The organism is Roseivirga thermotolerans (assembly GCF_014653175.1).
In the GTDB taxonomy this organism is placed as follows: domain Bacteria; phylum Bacteroidota; class Bacteroidia; order Cytophagales; family Cyclobacteriaceae; genus Roseivirga; species Roseivirga thermotolerans.
Genome location: NZ_BNAG01000006.1, coordinates 1 through 19643, shown reverse-complemented (window position 1 = coordinate 19643; position 19643 = coordinate 1). Strand labels below are relative to the sequence as shown.

At 42.8% G+C, this 19643-nt stretch carries 21 protein-coding genes; 10 read left to right on the top strand and 11 right to left on the bottom strand.

Annotated elements, in window-relative coordinates; translation table 11 throughout:
- Nucleotides 1-466: 466 nt before the first annotated feature.
- On the top strand, nucleotides 467-640 hold the full coding sequence (locus tag IE164_RS17750; RefSeq protein WP_189631623.1) for a hypothetical protein: 174 nt from the start codon (nucleotides 467-469) through the stop codon (nucleotides 638-640).
- Nucleotide 641: 1 nt separating this feature from the next.
- The gene (locus tag IE164_RS17745; RefSeq protein ID WP_189631622.1) at nucleotides 642-1622 is read left to right on the top strand and encodes an MBL fold metallo-hydrolase; all 981 of its coding nucleotides are present in this window, start codon (nucleotides 642-644) and stop codon (nucleotides 1620-1622) included.
- A 274-nt stretch (nucleotides 1623-1896) separates the two neighbouring features.
- Here IE164_RS17745 and tsf read toward each other — a convergent pair whose 3' ends face one another.
- The 9 genes from tsf to IE164_RS17700 all read right to left on the bottom strand — a co-directional run bounded on the left by tsf (nucleotide 1897) and on the right by IE164_RS17700 (nucleotide 9069).
- Nucleotides 1897-2727 carry a translation elongation factor Ts gene (tsf, locus tag IE164_RS17740; protein ID WP_189631621.1) on the bottom strand — a complete coding sequence of 277 codons (831 nt, stop codon included), beginning with the start codon at nucleotides 2725-2727 and terminating at the stop codon, nucleotides 1897-1899.
- A 98-nt stretch (nucleotides 2728-2825) separates the two neighbouring features.
- On the bottom strand, nucleotides 2826-3584 hold the full coding sequence (gene rpsB, locus IE164_RS17735; RefSeq protein ID WP_189631620.1) for a 30S ribosomal protein S2: 759 nt from the start codon (nucleotides 3582-3584) through the stop codon (nucleotides 2826-2828).
- A gap of 24 nt (nucleotides 3585-3608) precedes the next feature.
- The gene (rpsI, locus tag IE164_RS17730; protein ID WP_189631619.1) at nucleotides 3609-3995 is read right to left on the bottom strand and encodes a 30S ribosomal protein S9; all 387 of its coding nucleotides are present in this window, start codon (nucleotides 3993-3995) and stop codon (nucleotides 3609-3611) included.
- 10 nt (nucleotides 3996-4005) lie between these two features.
- Nucleotides 4006-4449 (bottom strand): 50S ribosomal protein L13, encoded by a 444-nt coding sequence (gene rplM, locus IE164_RS17725; RefSeq protein WP_189631618.1) that lies wholly within the window; start codon nucleotides 4447-4449, stop codon nucleotides 4006-4008.
- Between the two features lie 160 nt (nucleotides 4450-4609).
- Nucleotides 4610-5320 carry an RluA family pseudouridine synthase gene (locus IE164_RS17720; protein ID WP_189631617.1) on the bottom strand — a complete coding sequence of 237 codons (711 nt, stop codon included), beginning with the start codon at nucleotides 5318-5320 and terminating at the stop codon, nucleotides 4610-4612.
- Nucleotides 5320-6420: a sensor histidine kinase gene (locus IE164_RS17715; protein ID WP_189631616.1), complete on the bottom strand. Its 1101-nt coding sequence runs from the start codon at nucleotides 6418-6420 to the stop codon at nucleotides 5320-5322. The genes IE164_RS17720 and IE164_RS17715 overlap by 1 nt, the downstream gene beginning before the upstream one ends.
- A gap of 3 nt (nucleotides 6421-6423) precedes the next feature.
- Entirely contained in the window at nucleotides 6424-7110 is a 687-nt protein-coding gene (locus IE164_RS17710) for a response regulator transcription factor (RefSeq protein ID WP_189631615.1), read from the bottom strand.
- Between the two features lie 66 nt (nucleotides 7111-7176).
- Entirely contained in the window at nucleotides 7177-7983 is an 807-nt protein-coding gene (locus IE164_RS17705) for a DUF3108 domain-containing protein (RefSeq protein WP_189631614.1), read from the bottom strand.
- A gap of 45 nt (nucleotides 7984-8028) precedes the next feature.
- Nucleotides 8029-9069 (bottom strand): aminopeptidase, encoded by a 1041-nt coding sequence (locus tag IE164_RS17700; RefSeq protein WP_189631613.1) that lies wholly within the window; start codon nucleotides 9067-9069, stop codon nucleotides 8029-8031.
- Between the two features lie 96 nt (nucleotides 9070-9165).
- On the opposite strand from IE164_RS17700, the gene recA reads away from it, so the two are divergent.
- Complete coding sequence (recA, locus tag IE164_RS17695; RefSeq protein WP_189631612.1) at nucleotides 9166-10182, top strand: recombinase RecA; 1017 nt, start codon at nucleotides 9166-9168, stop codon at nucleotides 10180-10182.
- A 120-nt stretch (nucleotides 10183-10302) separates the two neighbouring features.
- Here the strand turns inward: recA and IE164_RS17690 are convergent, their stop codons facing one another.
- Nucleotides 10303-11559, bottom strand: coding sequence for an ABC transporter permease (locus IE164_RS17690; RefSeq protein ID WP_189631611.1), 1257 nt, complete (start codon nucleotides 11557-11559; stop codon nucleotides 10303-10305).
- A 253-nt stretch (nucleotides 11560-11812) separates the two neighbouring features.
- On the opposite strand from IE164_RS17690, the gene queA reads away from it, so the two are divergent.
- From queA to IE164_RS17655, 7 genes are all read left to right on the top strand, one after another.
- On the top strand, nucleotides 11813-12859 hold the full coding sequence (queA, locus tag IE164_RS17685; RefSeq protein WP_189631610.1) for a tRNA preQ1(34) S-adenosylmethionine ribosyltransferase-isomerase QueA: 1047 nt from the start codon (nucleotides 11813-11815) through the stop codon (nucleotides 12857-12859).
- A 76-nt stretch (nucleotides 12860-12935) separates the two neighbouring features.
- Complete coding sequence (locus IE164_RS17680) at nucleotides 12936-13598, top strand: 2-C-methyl-D-erythritol 4-phosphate cytidylyltransferase (protein WP_189631609.1); 663 nt, start codon at nucleotides 12936-12938, stop codon at nucleotides 13596-13598.
- A gap of 53 nt (nucleotides 13599-13651) precedes the next feature.
- Nucleotides 13652-14437, top strand: a complete 786-nt coding sequence (locus IE164_RS17675) for a 3-keto-disaccharide hydrolase (protein WP_189631608.1) — start codon at nucleotides 13652-13654, stop codon at nucleotides 14435-14437.
- Between the two features lie 33 nt (nucleotides 14438-14470).
- Nucleotides 14471-15706, top strand: coding sequence for a nucleoside permease (locus tag IE164_RS17670; RefSeq protein ID WP_189631607.1), 1236 nt, complete (start codon nucleotides 14471-14473; stop codon nucleotides 15704-15706).
- Nucleotides 15707-15725: 19 nt separating this feature from the next.
- On the top strand, nucleotides 15726-16871 hold the full coding sequence (locus IE164_RS17665) for a Gfo/Idh/MocA family protein (protein ID WP_189631606.1): 1146 nt from the start codon (nucleotides 15726-15728) through the stop codon (nucleotides 16869-16871).
- A 4-nt stretch (nucleotides 16872-16875) separates the two neighbouring features.
- Nucleotides 16876-17925, top strand: a complete 1050-nt coding sequence (locus IE164_RS17660) for a sugar phosphate isomerase/epimerase family protein (protein ID WP_189631605.1) — start codon at nucleotides 16876-16878, stop codon at nucleotides 17923-17925.
- Between the two features lies 1 nt (nucleotide 17926).
- On the top strand, nucleotides 17927-18691 hold the full coding sequence (locus IE164_RS17655; protein ID WP_189631604.1) for a 3-keto-disaccharide hydrolase: 765 nt from the start codon (nucleotides 17927-17929) through the stop codon (nucleotides 18689-18691).
- 79 nt (nucleotides 18692-18770) lie between these two features.
- Here the strand turns inward: IE164_RS17655 and IE164_RS17650 are convergent, their stop codons facing one another.
- Nucleotides 18771-19181: a hypothetical protein gene (locus IE164_RS17650; RefSeq protein ID WP_189631603.1), complete on the bottom strand. Its 411-nt coding sequence runs from the start codon at nucleotides 19179-19181 to the stop codon at nucleotides 18771-18773.
- Nucleotides 19182-19643 lie beyond the last annotated feature (462 nt).

The following is a 19643-nucleotide window of genomic DNA, read 5'->3' as shown; positions in this document are numbered from 1 at the left end:
ATTTTCTTTTAAGAAGATTTTGAAGGACGCCCCACCGCACAAAATCCTTGCGCCCAGGCCTGCTCTGGCGGGCCGGGCGCTGTTATAGCCAATTACCTAAACCAACCCGGGTTCGATGTAAAGAAGTAGTAAAATATCCCCTCTTAGGATGTCATTGCGGAATTTTCCTCTGAAAACTTCACATACGCAAAGGAAAATATCCGCAATCTCATTTAGACTCTGTTGAGATACCAGATAAAACAGGCCTTTTTTTGAGAGTTTAAGGCCTGTTTTTTTTGCATGACGTTCTTTTCTTACATCAAACTCAGGTTAAACCACAGTCATCAACCACCAACCGTCCATCTCTGACTTGAGTCGACTATAAACTATGAATCTTAAAGGTTAAACCACGAACATTGAACTTCTCCTATTTGATTTAATGTTGAGAAACTTTAAATTCATTTTTGATCACCCAAATAACACCCCCATGGAAGAAACTAAAGAACAACTACAAAAGCAGATCGACCAACTGAACGCTCAACTCACTGGCGACATGTTTGCCGATATGGACATTAAAGACCAAATTCACAATCTAAAAATGAAATTGAACGGTGTGAAGCCTATGGATTCTAAAATAGATTGCGTAGGTTGTGGTAGTTAATATGAACGACACACCATCTTCAACCTTAACTTTAGAGCCTCTATGGGCTCTTTTTTTATTCGTTTTCCTAAGCTGTAGCAGCCCGGAAACCCAAGGTATTGACACCAATATTCCATCTCAGGACGCCCCTTACCTAATGGTGCTCGGTGTGGCACAAGATGCGGGCTATCCGCAGGCCGGATCGAGACAAGAATTTAAGCTGATTGAAGAAGGGCTAAGAGCAAAACAGTATGCTGTATCGCTTTGCCTGGTAGACCCACAGCATAACAAACGCTACCTTTTCGAAGCCACTCCTGATTTTCGGGAACAGTTAGAAATGGCCGATAAGGTTTCGAAGCCTACACAATATCCTTTCGATGGTATATTTTTAACTCATGCACATATTGGCCACTACACCGGGCTCATGCATTTGGGTAGAGAAGTAATGGGTACACGAACCATTCCGGTTTACGCCATGCCTAAAATGACTGCCTTTCTTCAAGAAAACGGACCCTGGAGTCAATTGATTAGTTTAGAGAACATAGCTCTAAAACCCCTGTCAGACTCCACAGCAATCTCATTGAGCAACAGTATTTCTGTAATGCCTTTCACTGTTCCCCACAGAGATGAATACAGCGAAACTGTAGGCTATCAAATAAAAGTTAGTCGCAAGAGCCTTGTTTTTATTCCTGACATAGACAAATGGAACCGATGGGATGTAGACATTCGAGAAGTGGTTAAGGCCCACGATTATATACTTATTGATGCCAGCTTCTATAAAGATGGAGAACTTAAAGGTAGAGACATGAGCCTGATTCCTCACCCTTTTACCACAGAAAGCATGGAGCTTTTTAAGAACCTATCAGATGCTGATAAGGCTAAGGTGTACTTTATCCATGCCAACCATACCAACCCTATTCTTGATGTCAATAGCAGGGAGTATAAAGAGGTTATACAGGCAGGTTTTCATGTAGCTAAGCAAGGGCAGATATTTCGGTTTTGATAGTTTAGCCGTCCGACCGCTTTGAGCGGTCGGACGGCTGCGCAGGCGGTGAACAAAGCTGAGACTAATGGCAAGGCAATTCCATCAACTTTATCTCAATAGCTAAGAAAATAAAGCTCTTCATCAGAGTCCCATTCTGGAGACACTGATGGTGATGAGTCCCGATAATTTTAAGGTATATAGAGCTAGTAGATGCTCTAGCTAGTGATTTCTAAATAAAAAAGCGACCTCTTTCAAAGTCGCTTCTTTACTGATTTTATGCTTAAAGGATGAATTATCCGATCGCTACTCTTTTGAAAGCAGTTACTGTCATGCCTTTGTTCACAGAGTCTAAGTACTGCTGAACAGTTTGCTTAGGATCTTTCACAAAAGACTGGCTCAACAAAGTGTTCTCCTGGAAGAACTTGTTCAGTTTACCCATAGCAATTTTCTCGATGATGTTTTCCGGCTTGCCTTCCTGACGAGCTTGCTCTTTTCCAATCTCAATTTCTTTGTCAATAATCGACTGGTCAACACCGTCTTTGTTCAAAGCAACGGGGTTCATAGCGGCAATTTGCATTCCAACGTCTTTACCAGCATCACTTACATCGTTACCTCCTGTGCCAGAAAGTGCTACCAAAACACCTAATTTACCATTAGAGTGAATGTAAGAAGCCACTTGCTCACCAGTAATGGTTTCATAAGCCGAAACTTCCAGCTTCTCACCAATCTTGCCAATGTACTCAGTCACTTTTTCCTGTACGGTCAACTCACCAAGGCTAAGAGCGTTAAGCGCAGCAATATCAGCAGGCTTATTGGCCATAGCAGCATCAGCGATCTCATTACCCAAAGACTGGAAATCATCGTTCTTAGCCACGAAATCGGTCTCACAAGTAAATGAAATTAAGATAGCTGAAGACTTATCTTCGCTTACTCTTACAAATACGCTACCTTCTTTGGTTTCTCTGTCGGCTCTCTTCTCAGAAAGCTTCTGACCTTTTTTACGAAGGATTTCAATGGCTTTGTCAAAATCGCCATCTGCTTCTACCAATGCCTTTTTGCAGTCCATCATTCCGGCACCGGTCATTTGTCTTAGTTTGTTAACATCTGTTGCTGTAATAGCCATTTTATGAATTTTTATGATTCTTATTTCGGTTAAAACAAAAATTGAACATCGAAGCGAATTCAATGTTCAATTTGTATCAAGATTTTATCACTAATGAATTAAGCTTCTTGAGAATCTGTTTCGATCTTCTCCTGCTCTGCCTTTTCTCTTTCTCTCTCCTCTTTGTCTTGCTTGCGAGCCGACAAACCTTCTTCGATAGCCTTACCAAATGCTTTGGTAATAATTTCTATAGACTTAAAGGCATCATCGTTACCAGGAATCGGGAAATCTACCGAGTTAGGGTTAGAGTTTGTATCGCAAAGCGCGAATACAGGTATACCCAACTTCTTGGCTTCAGAAACAGCAATATGCTCTCTCTTTACATCGATTACGAACAATGCAGCAGGCAATCGGGTAAGATCGGTAATACCACCTAACAACTTCTCCAGCTTAGCTTTCTCACGAGTTTTCATGAGACGCTCTTTCTTAGCCAGGGCTTTGTAGGCTTCGTCTTTCATCAACTTGTCTATACCGGCAAGTTTTTTCAAAGATTTTCTGATGGTGGCAAAGTTGGTAAGCATACCACCCAACCATCTCTCAGTAACGTAAGGCATGTTCAATCTCTTGGCTTCCTCAGAAACCAAAGCTCTGGCTTGTTTCTTAGTAGCCACGAACATTACTTTTCTTCCTGATCTTACGATGTTCTTAACAGCATTTGATGCTTCTTCGAGGCTGTCAAGGGTTTGGTTTAGATCGATGATATGGATTCCGTTCTTCTCCATGAAGATGTACGGAGCCATTCTCGGATCCCACTTTCTCGTTAAGTGTCCGAAATGAACACCAGCATCAAGTAAGTCTTTGTGAGTTAGATTAGACATTATATACTTTAAAGTTTGTTCAGATTAACGTTTCGAGAACTGGAACGATCTTCTCGCCTTTCTCTTACCGTACTTCTTACGCTCAACCATTCTAGGATCTCTGGTCAAGAATCCTTCGGTTTTCAAAGCAGGTCTGAATTCAGCATCGGCTTCGCACAAAGCTCTAGAAATGGCCAATCGGATGGCTTCCGCCTGACCCTTCAGTCCTCCACCATCAACGTTTACTTTGATGTCGAAGTTGGTATCTTGTTTTACTTTCACCAAAGGCTGCTTCACTACAATCTGCATTACATCAGACTGAAAATAGTTGTCGAGCGGTCTGCCATTGATGGTAATTTCACCTTTGCCCGGCTCCATGTAAAGTCTGGCAACTGATGTTTTTCTTCTTCCTATAGTATTGATTACTTCCATTGAAAGCTTCTTATAATTCTACAACTTTTGGTTTTTGTGCCTCATGCGGATGCTCAGCGCCTTCATATACATGCAGATTATGGAAAATGCTTCTTCCCAATCTGTTCTTTGGCAACATACCTCTTACGGCTCTTTCTACAAGAAGTGTTGAAGACTTAGCCTTCAATTCTCTTGGAGTAGTTTTTTTCTGACCTCCAGGATAACCAGTGTAAGTCAGATATACTCTGTCTGTCCACTTTTTACCTGTTAGTCTTACTTTATCGGCATTAATAACAATGACATTGTCACCACAATCTACATGTGGAGAGTAGCTGGGCTTGTTCTTACCTCTAATTATCTTGGCTACTTCGCTGGCCAATCTTCCCAATGTTTTAGACTCGGCATCGACCAACACCCACTGCTTGTCTACTGTCGCTTTATTTGCCGAAACCGTCTTATAACTTAGTGTATCCACTTCAGTATAATTTATTGACTTTAAATACTTTATTCAGACCTTCCCGTAAAAAGGGACACAAAGATAGAAGTTTGGTTTTTCAAATCCAACATAGCCCCACAAATTAATTGACTCTTAGTGAGTAAGCTCCCCCAATACAACCTCAAGGTAACTGACAGCACTAAAGCCTGTTGGCGACTAGTTGCTTTAGTAGTACCTTCAAATCTTTAGGGTAGGGTGCCTCTACAGCTATTTTGTTTCCATCCATTCCTTTAAACGTTAGTGAATGCGCGTGCAGGGCAAAGCGCTTAATGAGGGGTTGCTCCTCCTCGTCTCGGCTCAGCTTGTACTTTCGTTTTATTTGCGACAGGTATAGGGGGCTTCCTCCATAGAGTTCATCACCAATAAGTGGCGCGTCTTTTTTACTTAGATGGATTCTTATCTGGTGCATTCTTCCTGTTTCCGGAAGGCACTCAATGAGGCTATGCTTCTTATATATATCTAAGGTATTGAAAACGGTGGTGGCAGGCTTGCCTTTAAAGTCTATTACCACACTCCCTTTATTGAGCGAAAGTATGGGCAGTTGTACTTTCTCATGGTTAAATTCATGTATACCATTTACAAAAGCATGATACACCTTACCCACCGTTCTTTTCTCGAATTGAATACTAGCGTGCCGGTAGGCTTCTTTGGTTTTGGCTAGTAAAAGACAGCCGGAGGTTTCTTTATCTAATCGATGACAAGCCGAAAGCGACTCATCGTAACCCTTAGCCAGAGCCTGAAGGTTTAACTCACTGTTTCGATCGTCTAGCGAAGCCATAAATGGAGGCTTATTGGCCACCAAAAAGTCATCGTTTTCGAATAAGATTAGCGATTTAAAATTGACTTTCATTAATTCTCCTCCTCCAATTCCTCAAACTCTTCGGTGTCTACAGTGCCGTCTTCCAGCCCATCTGCTCCCTGGCCTATGGGTAGTTTAAAGCTAAATGTAGAGCCTTTGCCAACGGTACTTATCACACTCACTTTGGTATTGTGTGCTTCAAGAATATGCTTAACAATAGCTAAACCTAAGCCCGTACCTCCCATTTCCTTAGACCTGGACTTTTCTACTCTAAAGAAGCGTTCGAAAATCCGACTTAAATGCTCCGGAGGTATCCCTACTCCGGTATCCTTAACGTACACCTGTACTTTTTGTCCTTCTACCTCAAAGCCCACCAAAATCTCGCCCGACTCTGTGTACTTAATCGCATTAGACACCAGATTGGTGATTACCCGGTAAATGCGGTCTGCATCGGCATGGACAAAAATCGGACTATTGTAGGGCTGGTCGAAGCGAATGGTGAGATCCTTTCGCTCTGCTTTATTTTCTAGCTGATCGATGACCTCTGAAGCTAATGGCACAATATTAAAGTGCTCAAAGTGCATTTTAATTTCTCCGGTCTCTATCTGCGAGAGAGTTAAAAGATCCTGGATGAGTTTATCGAGGTTATCGAGACTTTTGGCGGCTCTCTTGAGAAATTTGCGTCTTACTTTTTTATCGTCAATGGCGCCATCGAGCAGCGTATGCACAAAACCCTGTGCCGCAAACACTGGGGTTTTGAGTTCGTGACTCACATCGGCCAGAAACTCCCGCCTGAAGGCCTCTAGTCTTTTCAGGTCTTCTATTTCTTTGTGCTTGTTTACCCCGTATTTGTAAATCTCTCTGTTAATACGCTTTAGAGGGTGGTTGGAATTGGTGCTTTCAAAGTCTTCTATAAAGGAGAAGTCTTTTTTGCGCATTCTATTGAGCACATTGTATATTTCGCTTATCTCGCGTATTACCAGAAATTCGAATGTTACATAAACCAGCAGGTACGTGGAAGCAAAAGACAGCAGCCCTGCTACCAGCATAATGGTTTCGTTAATTTCCGGCAACAAGGATAAGAAGGCTACAGTGACTATGGCCACCATAATGGCCAGCACCAACGCCACTACCCTTGACTTGAAATACATGGCTTAATTGACTTCGAACTTATAGCCAACTCCTTTGACGGTTGAGATGTAGCCATCTCCAATCTTTTCGCGCACTTTTCTAATGTGTACATCTACCGTTCTGGCCAATACATACACATCTGTTCCCCAAATGTTCTGTAGCAGTTCGTCTCTGCTATACACCTTGTTGGGGTTTTGCGCAAGAAAATAAAGCAGTTCAAACTCTTTTTTAGGCAGGGTAAACTGGTTGCCATCGGCTGTAACGGTGTAGCTAGACCGATCGATAGTTAATTTTCCGGCCACAACCTGAGGCTTTGACTTGTTCTTACTGTCCTTTCTAAACAATGCGCTAATGCGGCTCATCAGTGCCCGCGGCTTTATGGGCTTGGTAATGTAATCATCGGCCCCGGCCTCAAACGCTGCCACCTCAGAATACTCCTCTGCTCTGGCCGTGAGGAAAATGATGTGCGTATCGGACATTTCCGGAATTTCCCTGATTTGCCGACAGGTTTCAACGCCATCTTGCTGAGGCATCATTATGTCTAACAAAATAAGTTCAGGAGAAAATCTTTTGGCTAGTGAAACCCCTTTTATACCGTCTTCGGCAGTTTCAACATCGTAGCCTTCTTTTTTGAGGTTGTATTTGAGAAGCTCCAGAATATCCGGGTCGTCATCTACCACCAAAACTTTGGGGCTTTGCTTGTTTGCCATGGGTTGTTTTTTGATTGTTCAAAGATATACTATTTACAAGCTTTTAATCAAGTTGAATCTGATTGTTTACTCGACAATGGCCAGAGGGTGTTTGAGGTTTTCAATATTAAGAAGCTCCACACTCAAGTAGCCCACATAAATTTTGGCCTGAAACTTTAAAGGAATCTTATTCAAATCATCTGAAAGCCACACCTTAAGCGTATTATCTTCTACGAAAAGGCTATCTTTTTTCATCATTGGCACCAACACAATTGCTTTAATATTACCATACTTGGTGTCGATTACTTCTCTGCCTACAAACTTCACTTTAAATGGTTTCTCCTTGTCGTCAAAGAAAGTATTAATGGTGATCACTTCTCCTTCCTTAATCTTGGAAAAATCTATAGCCCTGAGATAGTAATACCCACTCACCATATCCTGCACATTATGGGGAATGTTGTGCTCAAAGGTTTTTTCCAACCTTCGGGTTTCTTTGTGCAGTTTGGCAACTGTTACTTTATCATTTTTATGGTCGAAATAAAGGATCTCATTTTTTCTGAATCGCCCTTCTTTTATGTACCGGTAGAACTGTTGAGGCACAAGCTGAGTGGTATCGTAATATGTTCCCCAATTATCTCTCACCGAAGAGAAGAAATCAAAAACGCCTACCGTTTTAGCATTGATATCGATTTTCCAGGTGGGCTTATTATTTATGGTATAAATAACATCACTAACCGAGAAAGTAGCTTCAGCAGCTCTAATAAACCCAACAGAGGCTTTGAGCTCTATTTTTTCTCCGGGTTGAAATGGCGTCTCTTTAGAAAGCTGGTATCCCTGACCATAAGCAGAGGTCAATAGAAAAAACAAGCAACCAATTATGTAAGTCTTCTTCATTACTGAATTTTACCCTCTACTTGTCAAATGCCATACCATTTTTTGCTACAACGAAGGAAAGCGTTTTTTCAGATAAGTCAAATAGGCCAGTAAATCTCCGTTAAATTCTTGTTGCAATTGCTGTTCTAAAAGCTCTTGCTGGCTATTGTATCTCAACATAGACATAAAAAATGTGTTTTTCGGCACAAAGTCATTGAAGTAACCCGCATAACGATCTGATTGGAAAGTGAGCGTGTCATAATTACCCCTGATTTTGGTTAAAGCCTCTCTTTTGAGCTGTTCTTTAGTCTCGATAGGTTCATTTTTTATAGCCCTGTAAACCGAGTCCAGGTGTTGGGCAGCACGAAGCATGTAGTCTTTAAAAATCAGTTCATCATTCAAACTTTGTTTGAACTCTTCTACCTGCCGGGCATTTTTGCCATACTTCTGTTCCAGAAAAAGTATAGCTCCTTTATCTCCTATGAAAGAAGCCAGGTTTTCGTTGAAGGTAACGGAATCTTTAACGAACAAGGTGCCATGGGTAAGCTCATGAATTATAAGACTGGCCAGGTCTCCTTCGGAGCGCCTGAGCATATTGGATAACACGGGGTCTTTGAACCAGCCTAAAGTAGACCAGCCTCCGGCTGTTCGAATATCGACTTCCAGGTTTTCATTTTCTTTGATCTTTGTGGCTTCGGCCCTAGCTTTTTCCAAATCGAAAAACCCTTTGTACGGCACACTACCCACCACCGGGAAATGCCACATCCGCGGCTTAAAAAAGTACGGATCGCAGGCGGTTACTACATACATAGATGGCTTTCCCTGCTGATCGTATATAGTGGAGTAATTCTCTGAATAATTGATACCCAGTTGCTCAAAGGCAAAAGCTTTGGCCTCCAAAATTATTTGCACCTTTTCCCGCTCAGCATCGGTAGTGGTTGGCAAAGCCATAAACTCTTCCAACGGTATGGCCTGTTGAATGACACGCAACTGACCTTTTAATTGAAGCCATCCATAGCCAATCAGCTGCCAGTATAATATGGCTAAAACCACCAGAGCCGCTATAAGACTCAGGCCTATCCACTTCAATATTTTTTTGACCTTCATGGGCTTGCGAAATTACAAAGATTATATGGTTGTGTATTGCGGGCTTTACTGCTATCTTCACAGACTATTCCTAAAAGACATACCCCAGTAATTAACATGAGTGATAAATCGGAAAAACTAAAAGCACTGCAGCTCACCATAGACAAACTAGAAAAGACCTATGGCAAGGGAGCAGTAATGAAATTAAGTGATGATAAAGTAGTGGACCTACCTTCTATACCAACAGGCTCTTTAGGGCTCGATATTGCCTTGGGCATTGGAGGTATTCCAAGAGGCCGGATTATTGAGATTTACGGCCCCGAATCTTCCGGAAAAACGACACTCACCATGCACTGTATTGCCGAAGCACAGAAGAAAGGTGGTTTGGCTGCCTTTATCGATGCTGAGCATGCTTTTGACAAAACCTATGCTGAAAAACTGGGCATTGATACCGAAAACCTACTGATAGCCCAGCCCGACAATGGCGAACAGGCCTTAGAAATTGCCGAGCACCTGATTCGCTCCGGAGCCATAGACATTATTGTTATTGACTCAGTGGCTGCTCTGGTACCTAAAGGTGAGCTGGAAGGAGAAATGGGCGACAGCAAAATGGGGCTCCAGGCACGTCTGATGTCTCAAGCCCTGAGAAAGCTTACTGGAACAATTAACAAAACAGGGTGCGCCTGTATTTTCATTAACCAATTAAGAGAGAAAATTGGGGTAATGTTTGGTAACCCTGAAACCACTACCGGAGGTAACGCACTCAAGTTTTATTCTTCAGTAAGACTAGATATTCGAAGAATAGGCCAGATTAAAGAAAGTGCTGACAATGTAATGGGCAACCGAACCCGGGTAAAAGTGGTAAAAAACAAAGTTGCACCTCCTTTTAAAGTGGTTGAGTTCGATATTATGTATGGTCAGGGCATTTCCAAATCGGGAGAAATCCTGGACATTGGTGTAGAACTGGGCATTATAAAAAAATCGGGAAGTTGGTTCTCTTATGAGAATGAAAAGCTGGGTCAGGGACGCGACTCTGTGAAATCGCTGATTGAAGACAACCCGGAACTAGCCGAAGAGTTAGAAGGTAAAATAAAGGCCCACATTAATGGCGAAGTGGCTGTAGAAAAGGAGTAACCACCTCCAAGTTTTTACTAAAAGAATTAGAGGTTGCCTTAGAGCTTTCTGTACCGTAAAATCTACAGGCACAAATGAAAGACTTTAAAGCAACCTCTACTGTTTTAAACCAATTTTGGTTTAAGCAGCCCTCATGGCATCTACCGGATCGAGTCTGGCAGCCTTGGCCGAAGGAATTATTCCCGAAGCTACACCTATAATAGATGAGACAACCACACCCAGAAGAATGTTCTTTAATGTTAACTGAACTTCTAGTGCTCCAAAAGGAATAAATGTGAGTAAATAAACAATAAACACACCTATGGCCCCTCCAATTAAACAGAGGAAAATAGACTCGAACAAAAACTGAAATAGTATAAAGTAGTTTTTGGCCCCCAATGATTTTTGAATACCTATAATCTTAGTGCGCTCTTGCACAGATACGAACATAATGTTCATAATACCGAAGCCCCCTACTAATATGGAAAAGCCCCCAATAATCCATCCTGCATAACCAACAATATCAAAAACGCCACTAATTGCATCAGCGATAGCTTCAGGCCGATTCAGTTCAAAGTTGGCCTCGTCTTTGGGCTTCAGCCCCCGAATCTTACGTAGCATTCCCTCCATTTCATTCTGTAAATTCACCAAACCTATGTCGTCCTCGGTACCTTTAACTGCTATGGTAGGGTTGGTTCCTTGCCTTCCTACATAATACATTTTGGTAAACATCTTGAAGGGAATATATACTCTTTCATCACTACTCGGTGTCCCCAACAAACTCTTACCCTCTTTTTCCAGAACTCCTACCACAACCAACTTCTGCCCCATTACTTTAATCTCCTTTCCAATAGGATCTATGTTTTGAAATAGAGTTTGAGCTACTTCGTGCCCTATCAGAGCCACGTTTCTTCCCGATTCTATCTCCCTGAGACTAAAATATCTTCCGAGCTCAATATTCAGCGCGTAAACATTCTCATAAGCCTCTCCAACACCCATTATATCTATCTGAGACATGCTACTACTCCTGAACTTAACTGTTGTAGATCTATTGGCAAAAACGGTTACGTGAGATGCATTTCTCAGGTTAGAGTTAAGGTATTCATACTCTGCATAAGTATTGTTTGGCCTTCTGAAATAAACATACCATGGGATGTTAGGATCAGCATTTACAAATGAAAATTTATTAACGGTAACCACATTAGAGCCAAGAAAATTGAAGCTATCCTTAATGTTCTTTTCCAGGGAGTCCACCATAGTAAACACAGAGATAATGAGCATTATCCCAATAGTTACTCCCAATAGCGAAAGTGTTGTTCTAAGCAGATTGGTGGTTAAGACCTGAAGGGCAAAGCGAATACTTTCACCCATTAACTTCAAAAATATACCGATGCGCATTGGCCTGAAATTGGTTTTTGTGGTTACTTATGCAACGTAAAGAATTTGAAAAAGTAAACACGCTCAAACCATTAATGGTTAAAAAAAGGAAAAGAGCCAGCGAATGGAAGTTATCACGGTTAAGTGGGAGGCGCATGAAAATTAATTTCTATGCCATATATTCGCATTAACAGGGCTTACCTTATGAAGCTCAATCATTTATTTTTATCTTTGCCAGCTATTTCAAAAGACAGGAGAATTGAGTATCGAGAAAATGAAATTATCGGCATTCAAGTTTGAGTTACCTCAAGACCGAATTGCCAAATACCCAGCAGAAAACAGAGACGAATCCAGGTTAATGGTGTTGCACCGCGACACAGGAGAAATTGAACACAAGGTTTTTAAAGACATTGTGGAGTATTTCGATGAAGGTGACGTTATGGTGAACAATGACACCAAGGTTTTCCCTGCTAGGCTTTATGGCCAAAAAGAGAAAACCGGTGCTCAAATTGAAGTTTTCCTCTTGAGGGAGCTCAATCAGGAAATGCACCTTTGGGATGTATTGGTTGACCCAGCCAGAAAAATCAGAGTAGGCAACAAGCTCTATTTTGGTGAAGGAGAACTAGTGGCAGAAGTTATAGACAATACCACCTCCCGAGGAAGAACTATCCGTTTCCTGTTTGACGGTAGTGATGAGGAGTTCTACAAAACCATAGACACCTTGGGTGAAACTCCGTTGCCCCGCGTTATTCCCAGAGAAACAGAACCGGAAGACAGAGAACGCTTTCAGACCATTTATGCTAAGCATGTGGGTGCTGTGGCAGCTCCTGTAGCCGGCTTGCACTTTACCATGCAGGTATTAAAAAGACTGGAAATTAAAGGAATTGACGTAACCCCTATTACGCTGCACATTGGTTTAGGAACTTTCCGTCCCGTTGATGTGGAAGACCTCACAAAGCATAAAATGGACTCTGAGAATTACACCATAGGAGAAAAAACAGCCAATTTGGTGAACAGAGCTCTGGACGAAAAGAAAAGGGTTTGCTCCATTGGAACCACTTCCATGAGAGCATTGGAATCGTCCGTTTCAGCCGGAGGAAGACTTAAGCCTAACTCGGCCTGGACAGATAAATTCATCTTCCCTCCTTACGAGTTTAAGATTTGTAATGCACTGGTAACGAACTTCCACCTGCCCGAATCTACCCTGCTTATGCAAGCAGCAGCTTTTGGTGGCTACGAAAATATCATGAACGCCTATCAGGTGGCTATTAAAGAAAAATACAGGTTCTTTAGCTATGGCGATGCTATGCTGATTATTTAATCATCAAGACCTTATAATTCTAAGCCTTCTCTTCCCAATAGCCGGAGGAGAAGGCTTTTTTCTTTATAATTGCTCTATGCAAAAGTTTGCAGTAATAGTCGCAGGCGGTAGTGGAAAAAGGATGGGGGCAGAACTCCCCAAACAATTTATAGCACTTCAGGGGCTACCCATACTCATGCACACCCTTAAAGCTTTTCATTTCGATGATATTAAAATACTGTTAGTTCTCCCCGACCATCAGACAGACCATTGGAATCAGCTGGTTGCCACCCACAGGTTTGACGTTCCTCATCAACTGGTAAAAGGTGGTAAAGAAAGATTCCACTCTGTACAAAATGGGTTAAACACCATTGCAGAAAGTGACGGTCTTGTGGCCATCCATGACGGTGTGAGGCCTTTAGTTGACCGGAACATTATAAGGAAAAGCTATGAAATTGCTTATGCCAAAGGCTCTGCTGTAGCCTCTATACCGCTGAAAGACTCCATTCGAAGTGTTGATCATTCCGGCAACCAACAAGAAGATCGAAACCAATTCAGGCTTATTCAAACTCCGCAAACCTTTCAGCTACGGCTAATCAAAAAAGCATTTGAGCAGCCATACAACACATCATTTACAGACGATGCTTCCGTATTGGAAGCAGCAGGCCATGCCGTTCATTTAATAGAGGGGAACTACAAAAACATTAAAATCACCACTCCGGAAGATTTACTTATAGCTCAATCGTTCCTCAACGTATAAAGTTGGCTTGATAAGAAGCAGATTTTAGCTAACTTATTGCCTTCAAATTGGACATGAAACGCGCTAAATCTACCTCAATACTCTGGGTGGCCCTAACCTTTATCACCCTAAACTGTACCTCAACAAAAGAGAATGAATGGGTTAACCTATTCAATGGCAAGGACTTGGAAGGGTGGATACCTAAAATTACCGGCTACCCGACCGGTGAAAACTACGGAGAAACCTTTCGGGTAGAAGATGGCCTACTGACCGTTTCATATGAAAACTACTACCGCTTCGATAATCGTTTTGGTCATCTCTTTTATGAAAAACCTTTTTCTAACTACCTGCTCAGGGTAGAGTATCGCTTTGTTGGTGAACAAGTGGAAGGTGGAGCCGCATGGGCATTGCGTAATAGTGGAGTGATGCTTCACTCACAAGACCCTTACACCATGCAAGAACAGCAAGATTTTCCCATCTCACTAGAAGCCCAGTTTTTGGGCGGATTAGGTGAGGGGCCAAGGCCTACAGGAAACCTGTGTACTCCGGGAACACATGTAGAAATGGACGGACAATTAATTGAAAATCATTGCATAAACGCCAATGCTCCAACCTTCGATGGCGACCAATGGGTAACCATGGATATTTTGGTGAGGGAAGACAAAGAAATTGCCCATATTATAAATGGAGACACCATTATACGCTACCAAAACCCAACCATTGGGGGCAGTATGGTAGCCAATTTTTTACCGGAAGCAAAACCGGATGGACAACCGCTTAAAAGTGGTTACATAGCTCTACAAAGCGAAAGTCACCCCATTCAATTCAGAAAGGTGATGATTAAAGAACTTGAAAATTAATCCGACTAAAAACAATACGCTAAACCTACAACTATGAATCAGACAGGAATCACTATACGACTGAGCGTCATGATGTTCCTCCAATTTTTTATTTGGGGAGGGTGGTTTGTAACCCTAGGGACTTTTTTAGGCAATAACATTAATGCCACTGATGGCCAAATCGCTCAAGCCTTCTCAACTCAATCTTGGGGAGCTATTATCGCTCCATTTATTATTGGTCTTATTGCCGATCGATATTTCAATGCTGAGCGGATTCTTGGAGTTTTACACCTCATTGGGGCATTCCTGATGTATCAGATGGCTGAAACCAATGACTTTACCACATTCTATCCCTATGTATTGGGCTACATGATTTTATATATGCCCACTCTGGCTCTTGTAAATTCTGTGGCATTCAGAACTATGCAAGACCCCTCTAAACAGTTTTCGAAAATCAGAGTATTCGGCACTATTGGATGGATTGTAGCCGGCTTGGTAATTAGTTATGTATTCTCATGGGATTCTGAAGCCTCAATCTCAGAAGGGTTATTAAAGAACACCTTTTATATGACAGCCATAGCCTCTGGAGCACTTGGGCTATTCAGTTTCACTCTTCCTAAAACACCTCCAGTAGTAGATAAATCTAAAAAGGCCTCTATTTGTGAAATACTCGGACTAGACGCCCTAAAGCTCATTAACAATAGAAATTTTGCGGTTTTCTTCTTTTCATCAATTCTAATTTGCATTCCGCTGGCTTTCTACTATCAAAATGCCAACCCCTTCCTTACTGAGATAGGAGTTGCCAATGCCACCGGAAAAATGACTCTCGGACAAATCTCTGAAGTAGTATTTATGTTACTTCTACCGGTATTTCTTACCCGGTATGGCATTAAGAAAACTCTGTTGTTCGGTATGCTGGCCTGGGCTCTACGCTACGTACTTTTTGCCTATGGCAATGCCGACAGTGGCGTATGGATGCTCCTGTTGGGAATAGCCCTTCATGGTATATGTTATGACTTTTTCTTTGTGTCGGGTCAAATCTATACCGATTCCAAGGCTGGCAACAAGTATAAGAGTTCTGCCCAGGGTCTTATTACACTGGCTACCTACGGTGTAGGTATGCTCATTGGTTTTTGGGCAGCCGGTCAAATTTCCGAGTATTACACCACGGCAACAGGCGACCATACCTGGGAAAGCATCTGGATTCTTCCGGCAGCCTTCTCTGCCCTGGTATTCATTTTATTCGCCCTGGTATTTAAAAACGAAACTATAGAGTATAAAAAAGCATAAACTGAAACGCGATTAATACATGTCAAAACACAGAAAAATAAGATTGGGTATGATTGGTGGAGGACTTAACTCCTTCATCGGTATTGTGCACAGAATAGCTGCCTACATGGGCGAAGAGTACACACTCATTGGTGGAGCATTTGACTCCAATTATGAGAGTGCTCTCGAATTTGCCAATAAGCTGGAGCTAGACCCTGCACGTACCTATCCCAACATCGATACTTTTATAGAAAAAGAGCTGGCCTTGCCGGAAAACGAACGCATTGAAGCCGTGGTAGTGGTTACCCCAAACTTCCTGCACTATCCCATGGCCAAGCAACTCATTCAAGCAGGCTTTCACGTAATTTGTGAAAAACCTGTTACCAACACTGCGGCAGAAGCCATTGAGTTAGAAGAACTGGTTCACAAACACAAAGTTGTGTTTACCCTGACTCACACCTACACCGGCTACCCTATGGTGCGACAAATGAAAACCATGATAGCCCAAGGAGCGCTGGGAAAAATTCAGAAGGTAGATGCCCAGTACTATCAGGGATGGATTAACCCTGTTATACACGACAAGGACAAACGAGCCACCGTGTGGAGACTAGATCCTGCTAAAGCAGGGCAAAGCTGTTGTATGGGCGACATTGGAGTACACGCTTTCAATATGATTGAGTATACCACAGGTCTAAAAACCCTGAAGGTTCTTGCCGATGTAGACACTCTTTATGAAGATAATCCGCTAGACATTGATGGAACGGCCATGTGTAAATTCGACAATGGAGCAAAAGGTCTGGTACGGGCCAGCCAAATTGCCACTGCCGAAGAAAACAATTTACGCATAGCCGTTTATGGCACCAAAGCCTCGCTAAAATGGGAGCAGGAAAACCCCAACTATCTCTATTTTCTACAAGAAGGGCAACCCCTACAGGTGCTTAAACCCGGTCACGAATACAACGGAGATCTGGCCAAAATAAGCACCAAAATGGCTCCCGGTCACCCGGAAGGCATATTCGATTCCATGGCCAACATCTACCTCGGTACAGCTCGCGCCATACGGGGCGAAGCATATCTGGAAGGCGCCTTCCCAACCATTAGAGATGGAGTAAGAGGAATGAAGTTTATTGAAGCCGTTCTGGCCTCGGCCGGAAATGGCAATGTTTGGACTGAAATTGTAGATTGAGATGATGAAAACGATTAAAGGACCAGCCATTTTTTTGGCGCAATTTGCAGACGACAAGCCCCCCTTCAACAACCTCTCGAACATTGCCCAGTGGGCTGCTGAGTTAGGGTACAAGGCTGTGCAAATACCCACTTGGGATACCCGCCTTATAGACTTAGACAAGGCTGCAGAAAGCAAAACCTACTGTGACGAACTCAAAGGCACCCTGGCCGAACATGGCTTGGAGGTCAGCGAGCTTTCTACCCACCTTCAAGGGCAACTGGTGGCCGTTCATCCGGCCTATGAGGAGCTTTTTAAAGGGTTCGCTCCTAAAGGAATGAACGCCAAACAAAGAAACATCTGGGCCATAGACCAAGTAAAAAAAGCTGCGCAAGCGAGCCAAAACCTGGGCCTCAACGTACATGCTACCTTCTCCGGTGCATTGGTTTGGCCTTATTTCTACAACTGGCCTCAGCGACCGGCCGGACTGATCGAAAAAGGGTTTAAAGAACTCGCTAACCGGTGGTTACCCATTCTCAACCACTTCGATGAGCATGGAGTAGATCTTTGCTATGAAGTGCATGCAGGAGAAGACCTACACGATGGAACCTCTTTCGAAATGTTCTACGAAGCTACCGGAAAACACAAACGAGTAAAGCTTCTCTATGACCCATCACACTTTATTCTACAACAACTCGATTACCTGGCCTATATAGACCACTACCACGAGTTCTTTGGTATGTTCCATGTTAAAGATGCCGAGTACAACCCTACCGGAAAATCTGGTGTGTATGGAGGCTATCAGGACTGGAGAGAGCGACCGGGCCGATTCCGTTCTATTGGTGATGGACAGGTCGATTTTCAAGCCATTTTCTCCAAAATGACTCAATATGGATACGATGGTTGGGCTGTTCTGGAATGGGAGTGCTGCATAAAATCTCCTGAGCAAGGAGCCCGTGAGGGAGCCGAGTACATTAGCCAATTTATTATTGAAGCTACGCAAAAGAACTTCGATGACTTTGCCGATGCGGGAATTAGCGATGAGGAATTCAGAAAACTTTTAGGAATTGATTGATATGAAAAACACAAAAGCAGGATATACCATTTTTCAAAAGGCCGGTTTGTTGGCTGCTACGCTCCTTTTAACGGGAGTCAGCCTTTCGGCACAAATTACCGACCCAAAAGCCACAGAGGTGTGGGAGCCTGTACCCCGAAAAGTAACCCCGGGTAAAAACGGAGCTGCTCCGTCTGATGCCGTGGTGCTTTTTGACGGCACCAACTTAAATGAGTGGAAAAGCCGCAAAGATGGTTCGGCAGCAGCCTGGAAGGTGACCAACGGATATATGGAAGTAGTTCGTGGCACCGGTGATATTATGACTCACAAAAAGTTTGGAGACATACAGCTGCATATTGAGTGGAGTGCGCCCACAGAAATTGTGGGAGAAGGCCAGGGAAGAGGAAATTCGGGAGTTTTCCTTCAAGAAAGGTACGAAATTCAAATTCTTGATAGCTACGAGTCCAGAACATATTCCAACGGACAGGCCGCCTCTATTTACAAGCAGTCTATTCCTTTAGTGAATGCCACAGTTGCCCCGGGCGAATGGAACGTATATGACATCATATATAAAGCTCCACGGTTCAATGAAGATGGTATTAAAGTAGCCGATGGCACAATTACAGTAATTCATAATGGTATTGTGGTACAGAACAATGTGGCCTTAAGAGGAACTACCGAATACATAGGCCTACCTAAAAACCCTGCCCACGGCAATGGGTCTATCATTCTGCAAGATCATGGTAATCCTGTGAGGTTTAGAAACATTTGGGTGAGGGAACTGTAGACCGATGAATTCTTAAACCCGGATTATACATTTACCCCCAAACGCTGCAATGTTTGGGGGTATTTTTTTTGGGCTGAAACTAGGCTTTGGCCGCTTCCATTTTGGCAAATACCTCATTCATTTGGGCTTCTTGTTCCGATGCACTGTGACGGTCTCCCTTCAAGGTTTCATCGAATACCGTACAGCTGAAAATCCCCTTCTTACCGGAAGCTTTCACATGAAAACTGAGCGATTCGTTAGAAACAGTCCACTTCGAAATCTCCACGGTAACATCGACACCCGCAGCCGATTTCTTAATAGTTTGGTTTCCGGAAAGATCCAGACTAACACTTCCGCTACCCAGATTGGTTTCTATGGTAGCAAGAGCAGGAAAGGTAGTACTCCCATTGTCGTATACTGAAAACTCAATGGTTCCCTTCACAAAGCCTACAAAACATTTGAATGACACCCTTTTGTAAATAATTCTGGGTAATCCTGATGATAATGACATAATCGTATGTGTTTAATATTGCCTACTCGATAAGGTTTTCGGCATCCCCTATTTTTAATCAATGTAGTCCATATTATAAAGGTGATTTTGAGAATGTGCGCGAATTAACCTTCCAATAGCGCAAACCACTGTCTTTTATACGCAAAAGATCTAATCCACTAAAAAACAGAAGGTTACAAGTCATTCCCCTACCATTAGCTCAACTAAAAACTCATCTTACCACAATCTCATAGTGCAGAGCATGAGATAAAAAGGTATCATTGAACCAGCTATAAGCAGAAAACCCCTTCTCTAACCATGGATTATCGAAGGGGTTTTAACCAGTTGAGTCAATTGTCTATTTCTCTACAGTAATGATGTATTCACCGGCCAGTCCTGCGCGGGTGGGGCCGGTGGCTTTGGTAAAGCCAAACACAAACTTGGTGGTGGTCAGGCTTTGAATGGTGACTTGCTTGCCATCGT